Here is a 15,252-nt window from a genome sequence, read left to right as displayed (position 1 = left end):
TAGGCAAGAACCTATTTTTTCAAACCATTGTTGTCTATTTTTGTATTTTTATATACTAAACGGTGGGCTTTGAACCCACGCAGTCATCATTATGAGCAAACACGGAAGGGTACTTGTCGCTATGAGCGGCGGTATTGACAGCTCTCTCGCAGCTGTATTACTACACGAACAAGGTTACGAAGTCATAGGCATGACGATGAAAACCTGGGATTATGCCTCTTCAGGCGGAACCAAAAAAGAAACCGGGTGCTGCAGCCTCGATTCTATCAACGACGCAAGGGCCATTGCCGTTAACCTGGGCTTCCCTCACTACATTCTGGATATACGCTCCGAATTCGGAGATTATGTGATCGATCACTTCACAGGAGAATACCTGGAAGGCCGTACACCCAATCCATGTGTATTGTGCAACACCCACATCAAATGGGACTCCCTTTTAAGAAGAGCCGATAACCTGGGTTGTGAGTTTATCGCTACCGGACACTACGCCAAAATCAGGGAGGAAAACGGCCGTCATATCATTTCAAAAGGAGTGGACCTGACCAAAGACCAGAGTTATGTGCTCTGGGGTGTCTCGCAGGAAAGCCTTTCCAGGACCATCCTGCCCTTAGGCAATCTTACCAAATCAGCCATCAGGGAAATGGCTAAAGAAAAAGGTTTTTATGACCTGGTGAATAAATCTGAGTCTTACGAAATCTGTTTTGTACCGGATAACGACTACCGCGGATTCCTGAAAAGAAGAGTGGACGGACTGGAAGAAAAAGTAAAAGGTGGCAATTTTGTACTCGAAAACGGTAAAGTGGTAGGCAAACACGAAGGATATCCCTTTTATACAATCGGTCAACGCAAAGGACTGGGAATTGCTTTAGGCTACCCGGTTTTTGTAACGGAAATACGCAAAGAAACCAACGAGGTTATACTCGGCACTGAAGAATACCTGAAAAGAACCGCGATGACCGTTGGAAAACTCAATCTTCAGAAGTATGCTTCCATTCCTGAGGGTGGCATTGAAACCATCACTAAGGTCAGATATAAAGATGCCGGTACTGCAGCTTTTGTAAAACAAATAGAAGCAGACAAAATTGAAGCTAACTTTTACGAGTCTGTGAGTGCCATCGCACCGGGTCAGGCGGCGGTGTTCTATGAAGGCGACGACGTCGTGGGTGGAGGCTGGATCCTTAAAAGCTTCAATACAGAAGTTAAACAGGACCTTTCCCTGTCACTTGCCGAATAAATATAAAAATGAACCGGATGATTATATTCCGGTTCGCTTTACCTGTCCAAAACAAAACCATTAGATTGATGATGACATCTTCCAGGTCGGTTCAGACGACCGTCTACCCTATTCTTTTTGCAGTAAGTATCGGCCATTTGCTCAATGACATGATCCAGTCGGTCATTCCTTCGGTTTATCCGCTTTTAAAAGAAAATTATCAACTGTCATTTACCCAGATCGGGCTGATCACCTTTGTTTTCCAGATTACCGCTTCTATTTTACAACCCCTGGTCGGTAATTATACGGATAAAAACCCGAAGCCATTCTCTTTTGTAGCCGGCATGCTGTTTTCACTGGCTGGCGTTATTCTCCTCGCTTTTGCCACCGGTTTTGCTATGATACTGATAGCGGTTGCCCTTGTGGGCGTGGGTTCATCCATTTTCCACCCTGAGGGATCCAAGGTGGCGTTCTATGCTTCAGGAGGCAAAAGAGGGCTGGCACAGTCCATCTTCCAGCTGGGAGGCAACGGCGGAAGTGCCATCGGCCCTTTACTTGTAGCGATTATTGTTATTCCGTTCGGACAGCACAACATCGTCTGGTTTGTGGCTTCAGCCTGTCTTGCCATTTTTGTTTTATATAATGTTGGTAACTGGTATAAGAGATACCTGAGAATCCGTGCGGTTTCTAAAACCAGCCTGGGTGAAATCAGTAACGGCTTATCAAAATGGAGGGTCATCATTTCGCTGACAATACTTCTGATCCTGATTTTCTCCAAGTTTTTCTACATGGCCAGTATCACCAGCTATTTTACCTTTTACCTGATTGATAAGTTCCATGTCACGGTTCAGCAATCTCAACTGTATCTTTTTGTTTTCCTGGGTGCTGTGGCGGCCGGAACACTTTTAGGTGGCCCGATCGGTGACAAATTCGGAAGAAAAATAATCATCTGGGTATCTATATTAGGTGCGGCACCGTTTACGTTGCTGCTGCCTTACACCAACCTGTTCTGGACAGTAACCCTGGCCGGTATTATCGGCGTCATCATCGCATCGGCATTTTCTGCCATCATTGTCTATGCACAGGAACTGGTGCCCGGCAAAATCGGAATGATCTCGGGTCTTTTCTTCGGGTTTGCGTTTGGTATGGGTGGCCTGGGTTCGGCGGTGTTGGGTTACTGGGCGGATGTCACGAGCGTAAATCACGTCTTTTATATCTGCTCGTTTCTTCCGCTGATCGGAATAATCACCGTGTTTTTGCCCAACATCAGAAAAGCCAGAGCTTAAGGAAATAATTTTTAAGAAATAGGCATAACAAAACCGGTGATTTATGCGTCTTTTTAATAAGTAATTCTGAATAAATTCGGAATTTATAGCTTGAAATCGTATAAATTGTTTAGTTTTAATGGTTAAACACCAATCAGTTATGCCGAAAGTTTACGTTTTCTCCATCTGCTTTTTCCTCATTTGTCTCACTTCCCTTGGACAAAATAAGTACTTTGTTTATTTTAAAGACAAAGCCAATACGGAATACAGCCTTTCAAAACCGGAAGAGTTTTTGAGCAACAGGTCAATAAACAGACGCAAAACACAAAGCATTGCCCTCACTCAGAGGGACTTACCACCCAATAAGTCATATGTCAGCCAGATCAAAAATGCCGGGGTAAAAGTCCTGTATACTTCAAGATGGATGAATGCCGTGCTGATAGAAACTACAGAGTCTAAACTCAACACCGTCAAAAACCTGAGCTTCGTAAAAGGTGTGGAAAGTAACGGGGACATCCGCGGATTAAGAAATTCAACAGATCAATACCTGAAGGCCAGAGAATCTACGAAATTCGGTGTGGAAGATCATTACGAATACGGCACTTCCAAAATCCAGATCGACATGCTGGGAGTCAATAAAATGCATCAGAAAGGATTTACCGGCAAGGGTATCCTGATCGGTGTGCTGGACTCCGGCTTCAAAAATGCCAATACACTTTCTTTTTTCACTCATCTTTTCCAGGAAAACCGCGTCATTGACACCTATGATTTTGTCAATAAGGAAAGAAGTGTTTACGAAGACGATTCGCACGGCACAGCCGTTCTGAGCTGCATGGCGGCCTCAGAACAGGGACGGATCATCGGCACAGCTCCTGAGGCTTCCTATGCCCTGCTAAGGACAGAAGACGTGAATTCGGAAACCAGGATTGAAGAGGTTTACTGGCTGATAGCGGCTGAATACAGTGACAGCCTTGGTGTGGATGTGATCAACTCTTCTCTGGGATACAATACTTTTGACAATGCCTCACAAAATTACTCTTATCAGGACATGAACGGCGACAAATCCATCGTGTCAAGGGCCGCCGACTGGGCAGTGGCCGCCGGAATAATCGTCGTGGTTTCTGCAGGTAACGAAGGCAACAAAACCTGGAAATACATCTCTACCCCCGCTGATGCAGATTCTGTTATTTCCGTGGGGGCTGTAGATGCCGGTACCAATTACGCTGCTTTCAGTTCTATAGGTCCCAGCTCAAAAGGCAGTATCAAACCTGAATTGGCCGCCAGGGGAGCCAGCACCGCTATCGGGACTTTTGCCAATACCGTCAGTGTAAGCAACGGTACCTCCTTTTCTTCGCCGCTGATGGCCGGAATGGTGGCGGGACTTAAACAGGCGTTTCCGCAATTTACGGCCATGGAGTTAAGAGACTTCATGATCAGGTCCGGGAGCCAGTATACCAAGCCCGATGTATATCTGGGATACGGCATTCCTAACTTTGAAAAAGCCGCAGACCTGGCTCAGAAAGCCCTGGACCTTGTGGAGCTTGAAAAGGTCATAAAAGACTCCGGAAAAGACATGATCGTGTTTCCTAATCCTGTAACAGACTTTTCTAATTTATCGGTTTATATCAGTAAGAAAACAGAGCCGAAAGAGCTTTTCCGTGTTAAATTATTTGACAGCCAGGGCAAGCTTCTATGGGAAGATGACAAAGACTCCAAGTTGTTCAGCTTGCCTGCAGAGCTGTCTGCCTTACCTGCCGGAGTGTATCAGCTTAAAGTACACAATGACCAGCTGAATCTCAATTCAAGAATAGTAAAAGAATAATATTCAGGATAAAATCATCCCGAAACACAATCATCAAGAGTTTAAAATACGGGAAAAACCGGGAGAGTATCGGGGTATGGCAAGTAAAAAAAAAGAATCCGGGCCTCAAATAAGACCCGGATTCTGTATTAATCTTTCAATCTTATCGTTACGGCGTTTTTGTGGGCATGAAGCGACTCAGCCTCTGCCATCAATTCCACTACAGGGCCTACGTTTCGCAAACCTTCTTTCGTAATTTTCTGAAAAGTTATCTTTTTAACGAAACTATCAAGCGAAACTCCACTGTATGCCCTGGCAAAACCGTTGGTCGGAAGAGTGTGATTTGTGCCTGAAGCATAGTCACCGCAGGATTCGGGGGTAAAATGCCCCAGGAAAATGGATCCGGCATTCGTAATTTCTTCTGCTATTTCTTCCGGATTTTCAACTGCCAGGATTAAGTGCTCGGCAGCGTATTCGTTCAGAAATTCAACGGCCTGAGAGGTATTTTCCACCAATATGGCTTTTGAATTTTCGAGTGCTTTTCTGGCAATCTCCTGCCTTGGAAGCAAGGCCACTTGCGTTTCTATTTCTTTTAATACCGCGTCAATCACTTGCCTTGAAGTAGCGAGCAGGATTACCTGACTGTCTGTTCCGTGCTCAGCCTGTGATAACAGATCTGAGGCCACATATGCAGGGTTTGATGACTCATCGGCCAGCACAGCTACTTCTGACGGACCAGCCGGCATGTCAATGGCTATGCCTTCTTTGGTGATCAGTTGTTTGGCCGCTGTTACATATTGATTGCCCGGGCCGAATATTTTATAAACTTTAGGGATCGACTCTGTACCGTACGCCAGGGCTGCAATGGCCTGGGCCCCTCCCACTCTGAAAACCTTCGTTATTCCCGCCAGTTTTGCAGCAAAATAAATGGCCGGGTGATTGCTCGGAGAACAAAGGATGACTTCCTTACAACCCGCAATCTGAGCCGGAATACCCAGCATCAGCACCGTTGAAAACAAGGGGGCAGTTCCTCCCGGAATATAAATCCCTACTTTATCAATTCCGACACTTTTACGCCAGCACCATACCCCCGGCATGGTCTCGATCTTTTCAGGTTCCTGTTTCTGTGCCTGGTGAAAAGTCCTGATGTTCTGATACGCCTGGATAATCGCTTCTTTTAATTCAGGGCTCAGTTTTTTTTCAGCATCCAGGATGGTTTGCTGATCAACAGCAAAATCATCTATAAGAACATTGTCAAAATCAAGGGCGAACTTTCTCAGGGCTTCGTCTCCTTTTGACCTGACCGCATCCAATATAGGTTTTACCCTGTTTTCTATTTCCTCAAACTCCAGCACCGGCCTGGCAGCCAGCTGAGCGTATTCTGAAGATTTCGGATACTCAATTATCTGCATGATCAATAAATCATTTTTTCAATCGGGATAACGAGGATACCCTCGGCTCCGGCTGACCTTAATGCTTCGATGTTCTCCCAGAATTCACTTTCTTCCAAAACAGAATGAACCGAACTCCACCCTTCAGTGGCCAGCGGCATCACCGTAGGGCTTTTCATGCCCGGAAGGAAGGAAATGATTTCCTTCAATTTATCATTAGGAGCATTCAGAAGGATGTATTTGTTGTTCTGAGCCCTCTGAACGGCATTGATCCTGAACAATAGTTTTTCAAGAATCGCCTTTTTGCTGTCAGACAATGAGGTATTACCTATAAATACGGCTTCTGATTTGAAAATGACCTCTACTTCTTTCAGTCCGTTGCTCAGCAAGGTACTTCCTGAACTCACGATGTCACAAACCGCATCTGCCAGCCCTATGCTCGGGGCAATTTCCACCGATCCGCTGATTTCATGGATCTGGGCGTTCAGGTTATTATCTGCTAGGTATTTTCCTAATAGTTTAGGATATGAAGTGGCGATATTCTTCTTGTCAAAATAGGTATGGTCCACATAGTCTACTTCCCTGGGCACCGCCAGCGAAAGCCTGCACTTGGAGAATCCCAGTTTTTTGATCACTTCCACCGATTTGGCAGATTCAATCAGCACGTTTTCACCCACGATACCTAAGTCGGCCACGCCGTCTTCGACATAGCCCGGAATATCGTCATCTCTCAAAAAGAGGAACTCAGCTTGAAAGTTAGGAGATTCAGACTTGAGTCTTCCTTTTCCTGCCTCTAATTTAATTCCACATTCCTTAAAAAGCGAAATGGAATCTTCACTTAAACGGCCTGATTTTTGTATAGCAATTCTTAAATTTTCTGACTGAGGCATCTCATTTCCCTTGTGTTATATTAAAATTGTGACAAAAATAGAACCCTTATCTTCAACCTACAAATAAGATGGTGAAAAAACTATAATTATTTTTTCAATATATTTTGAAAATTCAATTCTATCTAATTATATTTGAAACAATAAAAATGGTGTTTTCCTAAATTATTATAATTATGAAACATTTAAATTACTACCGGTCAAAAAACAGCCAGTCATTTTTATCTTTAAGGTCTGTCAGATTTCTCTGCCTGATTGTCCTGTTATTATTTTTTTATTTCTCAATCCATAAATTCTGATCAGTTTGTCTGCTGAATAGTATATTTTGTAAGTTGCGGCTTTTGAGAAAAAGTTTAATTAGCTATTTTTAGGGAATTTATTAATCATTCTTTAAAACAAGCTAAACTTTATGTTGAAAAGACTATTCATCAACCTATTGCTCGTATGCGTAGGTGCGGACTTGTACGCACAGGCCACATTCCCTCTCAATGGCGTGCAGGATCAGAGACTACAAACCTATTTATTTAAAAATGCCACAATACATGTGGATGCGAAAACGGTCCTTACCAGCTCATGGCTATTGATCCAGAACGGAAAAATTGCAAAAGTAGGTAAGGATTTTGACTACCCTAAGAATGCCATCGTTCAGGACCTTGATGGAAAACACATTTATCCCGCCTTTATTGATGTATTCTCAGACTACGGCACTCCCGAAATTCCTAGAACAAGGGGCGGCGGATTCGGAGAGACGAGATTTGAATCTCCGAAAGAAGGAGCTTATGCCTGGAACCAGGCCGTAAAGCCGGAAATCAAAGCCTCCGACATATTCAAAGTCAACGCCAAAACCTCTGAAGAACTCCGCAAAGCCGGTTTCGGTGCGGTGGTTACACATTCACAGGACGGTATTGTAAGAGGAACATCTGCTTTTGTTTCACTTAATACAGGAAAAGAAAATGAGATCATTCTTAAAAACGAGGTAGCCTCTCATTTCTCATTCGATAAAGGAAGCTCAATCCAGACTTACCCGGTTTCACTGATGGGATCTGTGGCTTTGCTTCGTCAGACATTTTTTGACGCCGAATGGTATTCAAAAGGCGGAAAAGAGAAAGAAAGAAACCTTTCGCTTGAATCTTTCTCTAAAAACTTATCATTACCGCTGGTTTTCCATTCAAGAAATGTACTGGATGTTTTGAGAGCCGACCAGGTCGGAAAAGAACTGGGTGTACAGTTTATCATCAAGTCAAATGGTGATGAATATCAGAAAATAGATGAGATCGTAGCTTCCAAGGCCAGCCTGATCGTTCCGGTTAACTTCCCTAAGCCTTTTGATGTGGAAGATCCCCTGGATGCGGAGAGGGTTACTTTATCAGAACTTAAGCACTGGGAGCTTGCTCCGGCAAACCTGGCCAAACTGGCTCAGAACAATGTCAGCTTTGCCATTACCACCTCAGGTCTGATCGACAAAAGCCAGTTCCTGGCCAATGTACAGAAAGCCATCGAAAGCGGACTGGATAAAAGCAAGGCTCTGGCAGCACTGACCAGCGAACCGGCAAAATTCCTGAAACTGGAAGACCAGGTAGGAACTTTGAAAGCAGGTTTACTGGCTAACTTCCTTATTACTTCAGGTGACATTTTTGACGCAAAAACAAAAATCGCTGAAAACTGGATCCAGGGAAATCAGTTCGTGATCAACGACCTGAATATTTCTGATATCAAAGGAAAATATAAACTGGAAATAGACGGCAATTCAAAACTGGCGATGGACATCACCGGTGAGAACGACAAACCGGCCATTGAAGTCATCAAAAATGACACCGTTAAAATCAAAACCACTACAACCAGGGACAAAGACTTTTTGACGATCAACTTCAAAATGAGCCCTTCAGACAAAGGCGTTATCAGGTTGTCGGGTTATATTGATGATAAAGGTATCAGAGGGGAAGGTAGAAATGCTGAAGGAAAAGAAATTACCTGGAGAGCGATTTCCCCTGAAAAATCAGCTAAAACAGAAAAGGCCGACACTACTAAAAAAGCCGACAAAGTGAATGCAGGTAAGATCCTGTTCCCATTCACGGCTTACGGTAACCTTGAAAAACCAAAATCGGAAGACTTACTGATCAAAAATGCGACGGTATGGACCAACGAAAAAGATGGCATTATTGCCAACGCCGACGTTTTGGTAAAAGGTGGCAAAATTGCCCAGGTAGGTAAAAACATCGCTGCGGGTGCAGGTATCAAAGTAGTAGACGGAACCAATAAGCACGTAACCACAGGTATCATTGACGAGCACAGCCACATTGCTTTGTTCTCTATCAACGAAGTGGAAACCGTTTCATCCGAAGTAAGACAAGGTGACGTAATCGACTCTGAAGATATCGACATCTACAGACAACTGGCCGGTGGTGTTACTACTTCTCAGTTGCTGCATGGTTCTGCCGACTGTATCGGCGGACAATCTGCCATCATCAAACTGAAATGGGGAGAAGCTCCTGAGAAACTGAAAATCCCGAACGCTCCGCAATTTATCAAATTCGCCTTGGGTGAAAACGTGAAAAGAGGAAACAGTGCTACGCGTCCCAACCGTTTCCCTGCAACAAGGATGGGTGTTGAGCAGGTTTATTTCGATGCATTCCAGAGAGCTAAAGAATACAAGAAAGAACACGAAGCGTATGCCAAACTGAAAAGCAAAGCAGGTGTTACAGCTCCGAGAAGAGACCTTGAACTGGAAGCCCTGGTAGAAATCCTTGACGAAAAAAGATTCATTACCTGTCACTCTTATGTGCAGTCTGAAATCAACATGCTGATGCACGTTGCCGATTCAATGGGCTTTAAAATCAATACTTTCACCCACATTCTTGAAGGTTATAAAGTAGCTGACAAAATGAAGGAAAGAAGCATCAACGGATCTACTTTCTCTGACTGGTGGGCTTATAAAATGGAGGTTAAAGAAGCCATTCCTTACAATGCGGCCATCATGACCAAGGTAGGTATTAATACCGCTATCAACTCGGATGACGCAGAAATGGCCAGAAGACTGAACCAGGAAGCTGCCAAAACAATCCTTTACGGTGGATTAACACCTGAAGAAGCATGGAAGACGGTTACACTTAACCCGGCTAAAATGCTGCGTCTGGATGCCAAATTGGGAAGTATCAAGGCCGGAAAAGACGCTGACCTTGTGATCTGGAACGAGAATCCTCTTTCAATCTATGCTAAACCTGAAAAAACGATCATTGAAGGAGCCGTTTATTTTGATGCAGAACAAGACAAGGTAAAAGGTGAATCTGTTGCTGAAGAAAGAAACAGGATTATTCAGAAAATGCTGGAAGAAAAGAACAAAGGTGCTGCTACGGTAAGACCTAATACAAGAGTTAGACCATCGGAAGTTCATTGTGATTCTATGCTTGAATTTGGCGGGATTACAGTGGAAGAATTCGAGAACCAGCAATTGCTTAATAACCATAAACATTGATCAAAAACTCTAAATAAGAATGAAAAGAATATTAAAATATATTTTGGCGGCACACCTGGCAGCAGTAAGTGTTTCTATGGCACAAAACCCTGCGGTAGGAAAAGCCTCAAGCAAAGCCATTGTGATTTCAGGAGCTGAAATTCATGTCGGCAACGGAACTGTGATTCCGAATGGTACGATCGTCATCGAAAAAGGCCTGATCAAAGAAGTCGGAGCTTCGGTAAGCAACATTCCTGCAGATGCTGTTAAAATCGATGCAAAAGGTAAAAGGGTTTATCCGGGCATCATTTCTCCTAATTCAACTTTAGGCTTAAATGAGATCGCTTCGGTAAGGGCTACAACCGACTTCAGTGAAATCGGTTCGATTAATCCGAACATCAGAAGTTTAATAGCCTATAATACTGACTCTGAGGTTATTCCTACAGTAAGGGGCAATGGTGTACTGATCAGCCAGGCTACTCCGGAAGGAGGATTGATCTCAGGAAGGTCCTCGATCATGAACCATGACGGATGGAACTGGGAAGATGCGGTTCTTAAAGCAGACGACGGGGTTTGGTTAAGCTGGCCTGCCAGGGTGACCGCTTCTTTTGACTTTGCTACTATGAGCAGGGAAAATAAAAAGAACCCGAATTATGCCAACGTTATCAGAGAGCTGGACGGTTTCTTTACCCAGGCCGAAGCCTATAAAGCTGAAGCCGGAACAACCGCCAATATCAAACTGGAAGCCATGCAGGCCGTTTTAAAGGGCAATGCGAGGTTGTACATCCAGGTAGAGAAAGGAAAAGAAATTATCGATGCCATCAGGTTTTGCAAGAGTCACAAGATCAAATATCCTGTGATCGTGGGAGCGGTAAGTTCAACACTGGCGATTGACGCCATCAAGGAAAACAATATTCCTGTATTGTTGCCTACCACCCACAGACTTCCTGACAACGGCGATGATGAAGTATGGGAAGCTTATAAACTTCCGGCTAAATTATTCGCGAAAGGTATCCTGACAGGTATGTATTATAACGAATCATACTGGAGAACCAGGAATCTTCCGTTTGTAGCAGGCTCTGCAGCTGCCCATGGCCTGAGCAAAGGCGACGCCCTGAAAATGATCACTGAAAACAATGCCAAAATTCTTGGGATTGATAACGTCGTAGGTACACTTGAGAAAGGTAAACAGGCTACTCTTTTCATCAGTGCGGGTGATATCCTGGATATGATGACAGCTAAAGTAGAAAAGGCTTTTATCAAAGGTGCCGAGATTTCGCTGGATGACAAACAAAAGCGTCTTTACAAAAAGTATGCTGATAAATACGGAATAGAATAATTTTCGACCGGATTTGCCTGTTTTGACATAATTCTGTATTATTTTGCAACTATTATCGTGCAAAATAAGAATAAATGAAGATTGGAATAATAGGCTTGGGAGATATGGGAAAGATGTTTGCCAGAATCTGGTCAGCTAAATCTTTCGAAGTGTATGGTTGTGACCTCCCCGAAAATCGAGAAAAACTTACTGAAGAGCTGGCAGACACCAACATCCGCATCCTGGATGATGGTGTCGCCATTTCAAGGCTGTGCGACTTCATTATCTATGCTGTCGAAGCCGAAAAAATAGAACAGGTGGTAAAAGCCTTCGGTCCGTCCACCAAATTCGGTGCCATCGTATCCGGCCAGACCTCTGTCAAATCCCCCGAAATAGAGGCATTCAATAAATACCTTCCCTCTGACACCCAGATCGTTGGTTCTCATGCCTTATATGGCCCCAATGTAAATCCCGAAGGGCAAACCATCGTTGTATTCAACCACAGGGCTACTCCGGAGGCGTTCCAGGAAGCCATTGAAGTTTACCAGGCTCTGGGCTCTGTCATTGAGGTGCTTGAATCTCATGCAGAACACGATAAAATGATGGCAGATATCCAGGTAGTCACCCACATTGGTTTTGAGAGCATCGGAACAGCCTTTATGCATCGTAAGGTGTTCCCTTGGGAAAACGGTGAGCTGAACCACGGGATGGACAATATCAAGCTTCTCCTGACACTGCGTATTTTCAGCTACAAACATCATGTTTATTCAGGTTTGGCCATGCTGAATCCTTTTGCCAAAACGGACGTGAGAAAATATGCCAAGGCCGAAAATGAGCTTTTCGGGATGATGATCACTGAAAATAAGAACAAACTCAGGTCCAGGGTATTAAAGGCCCGTGACAAGGTATTCAAGGACAAAAAAAGTATCCTGATGCTGGATGATACTTTTATGAATGAATACAGCCTGAATAACAAGTTCATTCATAAACCCAACTCACACCTGAGTCTATTGAGTATGGTCTGTACGTGGAGTGACCTTAATACCAATCCATATAAAAACCTGGTCTGTCAGACGCCTCCTTTCAAGTTAAGGGTGGGCTTGTCAGAATACCTGTTTCTGAACGACGATCTGCTGGAAGAAAGTCTGAATGCGGCATTATACGATAAATCTATTCTGGAAGACGATCTTGCCTTTCACACCGCCGTGCATGAATGGGCCAATATTGTAGAGATCGGTGATAAAAAAAGTTATGAGAAGCATTTTGAGGCCACAAAACACTTCCTTTCCCCTCGTCTGGAAGAAGGAAGGGCTAAAAGCAATGAATTGATTGAAAGATTAAATCAATTAAATAAATGAATAAAGTTGATTTAAGCCGGTATGATAATTCATGGTATAAGCCCGGAGGGTTTATCAAAAGGACATTGTGGCATATTTTCAGTATGGTCTTTGTTAACAATTATTTACCTCTTCCAATGATCATAAAAACAAATATTCTTCGTATGTTTGGAGCTAAAATTGGAAAAAAAGTAATAATTAAACCCAAAGTCAATATTAAGTACCCTTGGTTTCTTAGTATCAGCGATCATGTGTGGATTGGAGAACAGGTATGGATTGACAATCTCGCTGATGTTTCAATAGGCTCTAACTCCTGCCTTTCTCAGGGAGCCATGCTTTTGACAGGAAATCATAATTACAAATCTGCCGGGTTCGACTTGATGGTACAACCTATTATACTCCATGAAGGGGTTTGGATTGGTGCTAAAGCTGTAGTCTGTCCTGGTGTTACTTGTCACCATTATTCTGTTCTGACTGTAGGCTCAGTAGCAACAAATAATATGGAAGAGTACGGAATATACCAGGGAACACCGGCAAAAAAAATCAAAATCAGGGTGATCGACTGATCTTTTTTACCTTAAAATAAATTTTTCGCCAATCTTGATCCGATTTATTTTATTATTAGGATGTATTATACTTAATTTTGTTATATACCAACAAGCATCAACTAAGATGAATTTAATATTTGAGAACCTAGTAGCCGACAAAAACTTACAGATTCTGATTTCTATGGTTTTTGCACTTAGCATAACCTGGAGGTCAATACCGGTGATCATCAATATTTGTAATCTCAAGGGCTTAATGGAAGAATCCATCAAACGGAGTTCTCACGAAACCCCCACACCAACTTTCGGAGGAGTAGCTATTTTTGCCGGAACGCTTATCGGTTACATGATGTGGAATTTTCAGGACGAGGGAGTCTTGCTTCATAAAGTTTTTGCCGGTCTTGTTATTTTATTTTTCCTTGGTATTAAAGACGACTTGTTTCCACTTGCTCCCATCAAAAAATTAGGCTCCCAGGTATTGGTTTCTACCCTCATTGTTGTAGGCAGTGATTTAAGGATTACCAACTTCTTCGGTACTTTCGGTATTTATGAAATCCCTTACCTGGTCAGCGTTCTTTTCAGTATCTTTCTTTTTGTAGCTTTAATCAATTCCTTTAACCTGATCGACGGTATTGACGGACTATCCGGCGGTATCGGTATGATCTCAAGCGGCGGTTTCGGACTGTGGTTTATCCTTAATGGCCACTGGTCTCTGGCTTGTCTGAGTTTATCGCTTTCAGCATCCCTCCTGGGCTTCCTGAGATACAATTTCTCCCAGACCAATAAGATCTTCATGGGAGACACCGGTTCGCTTATTGTCGGTTATATTGTCACTATCCTGGCTATTCAGTTTGTTCAGCTTAATGTGAGCGAAAACTTCCTTTATAACTCAAAATTTGTCAACGCCCCGGTTTTGGCCGTCGTTCTACTTTGTGTGCCTATTTTTGACACACTCCGGGTTTTTGGTCTGCGTATCCTTAAAGGTAAATCGCCTTTTAAAGCCGACAGGCTGCACCTCCACCACTTAATGATCGATAACGGCATGACTCACCTTTCTGCGTCTGTCAGCCTTTACATTACTACTGTAGTTTTGACCCTGATCACCTATTACTTAAGACAATTCTTTACCAATACGGAATTAAGTCTTTTTGTTATCGGTCTTTTTGGTGTTTACCTGATGGTTTCTTATTCTCTTGAAGTCAGGAGATACAGGATCCACAAACAGAAAATCACCAATAAGGATGAAGAAGTTAAAAGTAACAGTAACGGCAAGCCCGCTCTTAAATTCCAGAGCAGTATCAATCCGAACTGATTCCCGTACATTTTAATATCTACTTATTTATCGATAATTCAAAAATATCGTATAATTTATCGATAATTTGAAATTATCGGTTTTTTTGTCGATAATTCAAAAATATCGATACCTTTGTAAATAAAAGGAAAAGATGATTAAAATAATAACAGGGGATATCATCGAATCAGAAAAACTCGATGCTGAAAAAAAGAACAGCCTCTTTTCTGAACTGAAAAGCTTATCTGATCAGTCAGCTTCAACATACGATTTTTTTATCAGGGGGGATTCATTTCAGATCCTGTCGAACGGTAATGCCCTCCAGGAAACACTGATACTTCAGGCCTTAATTCACTATAAGCTCAACATCAAAGCGAGGATTTCCATTGGTGTAGGTGAGGCTGATTATCTGAAAGAAAAGCTCTCGGACTCTGACGGTGAAGCTTTCAGGCTTTCAGGAAGAGGCCTTGACAAGCTAAAGGAAGACGACAAACTCTTCGGGGTTTTCACCTATGATGCCTCACTTGACTCTGAATGGAGTATTTACTGTGACATGCTGGATTACTTCTTCAGGAAACAGACAAGAAACCAGTCTGAGGCTATTTACTGGCTGCTGAATGATCTGAATCAAACGGAGATTGCCCTCCAAATAGGAAAGTCACAGTCTTCAGTAAATGCCAGGATCAAAACAACAGGCTGGGATATCATTAAAAGAATAAATGAAAGGTTCGCAACTTTATAAACACCGGATTC

At 43.0% G+C, this 15,252-nt stretch carries 11 protein-coding genes; 9 read left to right on the top strand and 2 right to left on the bottom strand.

The features are described 5' to 3' along the window. Positions 1–91: 91 nt before the first annotated feature. The 3 genes from mnmA to GVN16_RS17715 all read left to right on the top strand — a co-directional run bounded on the left by mnmA (position 92) and on the right by GVN16_RS17715 (position 4,300). Positions 92–1,234, top strand: coding sequence for a tRNA 2-thiouridine(34) synthase MnmA (gene mnmA / locus GVN16_RS17725; protein ID WP_166565262.1), 1,143 nt, complete (start codon positions 92–94; stop codon positions 1,232–1,234). Positions 1,235–1,302: 68 nt separating this feature from the next. Next, entirely contained in the window at positions 1,303–2,499 is a 1,197-nt protein-coding gene (locus GVN16_RS17720) for an MFS transporter (protein WP_205748905.1), read from the top strand. Between the two features lie 139 nt (positions 2,500–2,638). Next, the gene (locus GVN16_RS17715; RefSeq protein ID WP_166565260.1) at positions 2,639–4,300 is read left to right on the top strand and encodes a S8 family serine peptidase; all 1,662 of its coding nucleotides are present in this window, start codon (positions 2,639–2,641) and stop codon (positions 4,298–4,300) included. A gap of 128 nt (positions 4,301–4,428) precedes the next feature. On the opposite strand, the gene hisD is transcribed toward GVN16_RS17715, so the two are convergent. Beyond that, entirely contained in the window at positions 4,429–5,691 is a 1,263-nt protein-coding gene (hisD, locus tag GVN16_RS17710; RefSeq protein WP_166565259.1) for a histidinol dehydrogenase, read from the bottom strand. A gap of 2 nt (positions 5,692–5,693) precedes the next feature. Then, positions 5,694–6,560 carry an ATP phosphoribosyltransferase gene (gene hisG / locus GVN16_RS17705; RefSeq protein WP_166565258.1) on the bottom strand — a complete coding sequence of 289 codons (867 nt, stop codon included), beginning with the start codon at positions 6,558–6,560 and terminating at the stop codon, positions 5,694–5,696. A 406-nt stretch (positions 6,561–6,966) separates the two neighbouring features. On the opposite strand from hisG, the gene GVN16_RS17700 reads away from it, so the two are divergent. From GVN16_RS17700 to GVN16_RS17675, 6 genes are all read left to right on the top strand, one after another. Beyond that, complete coding sequence (locus GVN16_RS17700; protein ID WP_166565257.1) at positions 6,967–10,029, top strand: amidohydrolase family protein; 3,063 nt, start codon at positions 6,967–6,969, stop codon at positions 10,027–10,029. A 19-nt stretch (positions 10,030–10,048) separates the two neighbouring features. After that, positions 10,049–11,347, top strand: a complete 1,299-nt coding sequence (locus GVN16_RS17695; RefSeq protein WP_166565256.1) for an amidohydrolase family protein — start codon at positions 10,049–10,051, stop codon at positions 11,345–11,347. A gap of 74 nt (positions 11,348–11,421) precedes the next feature. Next, entirely contained in the window at positions 11,422–12,684 is a 1,263-nt protein-coding gene (locus tag GVN16_RS17690) for a prephenate dehydrogenase (protein WP_166565255.1), read from the top strand. After that, the gene (locus GVN16_RS17685; RefSeq protein ID WP_166565254.1) at positions 12,681–13,229 is read left to right on the top strand and encodes a WcaF family extracellular polysaccharide biosynthesis acetyltransferase; all 549 of its coding nucleotides are present in this window, start codon (positions 12,681–12,683) and stop codon (positions 13,227–13,229) included. Before GVN16_RS17690 ends, GVN16_RS17685 begins: the two co-directional genes overlap by 4 nt. A gap of 106 nt (positions 13,230–13,335) precedes the next feature. Further along, positions 13,336–14,520 carry an MraY family glycosyltransferase gene (locus GVN16_RS17680; protein WP_166565253.1) on the top strand — a complete coding sequence of 395 codons (1,185 nt, stop codon included), beginning with the start codon at positions 13,336–13,338 and terminating at the stop codon, positions 14,518–14,520. 133 nt (positions 14,521–14,653) lie between these two features. Next, positions 14,654–15,241 carry a hypothetical protein gene (locus tag GVN16_RS17675; protein ID WP_166565252.1) on the top strand — a complete coding sequence of 196 codons (588 nt, stop codon included), beginning with the start codon at positions 14,654–14,656 and terminating at the stop codon, positions 15,239–15,241. The last annotated feature ends 11 nt before the right edge of the window (positions 15,242–15,252 follow it).

The organism is Emticicia sp. CRIBPO, assembly GCF_009905725.1.
In the GTDB taxonomy this organism is placed as follows: domain Bacteria; phylum Bacteroidota; class Bacteroidia; order Cytophagales; family Spirosomataceae; genus Leadbetterella.
The sequence above is the reverse complement of the archived record's forward strand: the minus strand, read 5'-3'. Positions and strand labels throughout refer to the sequence as shown.

Bases quoted from the DNA above. Each gene is read 5' to 3' on its own strand.
- hisD (WP_166565259.1), bottom strand. From the start codon at position 5,691: ATGCAGATAATTGAGTATCCGAAATCTTCAGAATACGCTCAGCTGGCT.
- GVN16_RS17685 (WP_166565254.1), top strand. From the start codon at position 12,681: ATGAATAAAGTTGATTTAAGCCGGTATGATAATTCATGGTATAAGCCC.
- GVN16_RS17680 (WP_166565253.1), top strand. From the start codon at position 13,336: ATGAATTTAATATTTGAGAACCTAGTAGCCGACAAAAACTTACAGATT.
- mnmA (WP_166565262.1), top strand. From the start codon at position 92: ATGAGCAAACACGGAAGGGTACTTGTCGCTATGAGCGGCGGTATTGAC.
- GVN16_RS17700 (WP_166565257.1), top strand. From the start codon at position 6,967: ATGTTGAAAAGACTATTCATCAACCTATTGCTCGTATGCGTAGGTGCG.
- hisG (WP_166565258.1), bottom strand. From the start codon at position 6,560: ATGCCTCAGTCAGAAAATTTAAGAATTGCTATACAAAAATCAGGCCGT.
- GVN16_RS17675 (WP_166565252.1), top strand. From the start codon at position 14,654: ATGATTAAAATAATAACAGGGGATATCATCGAATCAGAAAAACTCGAT.
- GVN16_RS17695 (WP_166565256.1), top strand. From the start codon at position 10,049: ATGAAAAGAATATTAAAATATATTTTGGCGGCACACCTGGCAGCAGTA.
- GVN16_RS17720 (WP_205748905.1), top strand. From the start codon at position 1,303: ATGATGACATCTTCCAGGTCGGTTCAGACGACCGTCTACCCTATTCTT.
- GVN16_RS17690 (WP_166565255.1), top strand. From the start codon at position 11,422: ATGAAGATTGGAATAATAGGCTTGGGAGATATGGGAAAGATGTTTGCC.
- GVN16_RS17715 (WP_166565260.1), top strand. From the start codon at position 2,639: ATGCCGAAAGTTTACGTTTTCTCCATCTGCTTTTTCCTCATTTGTCTC.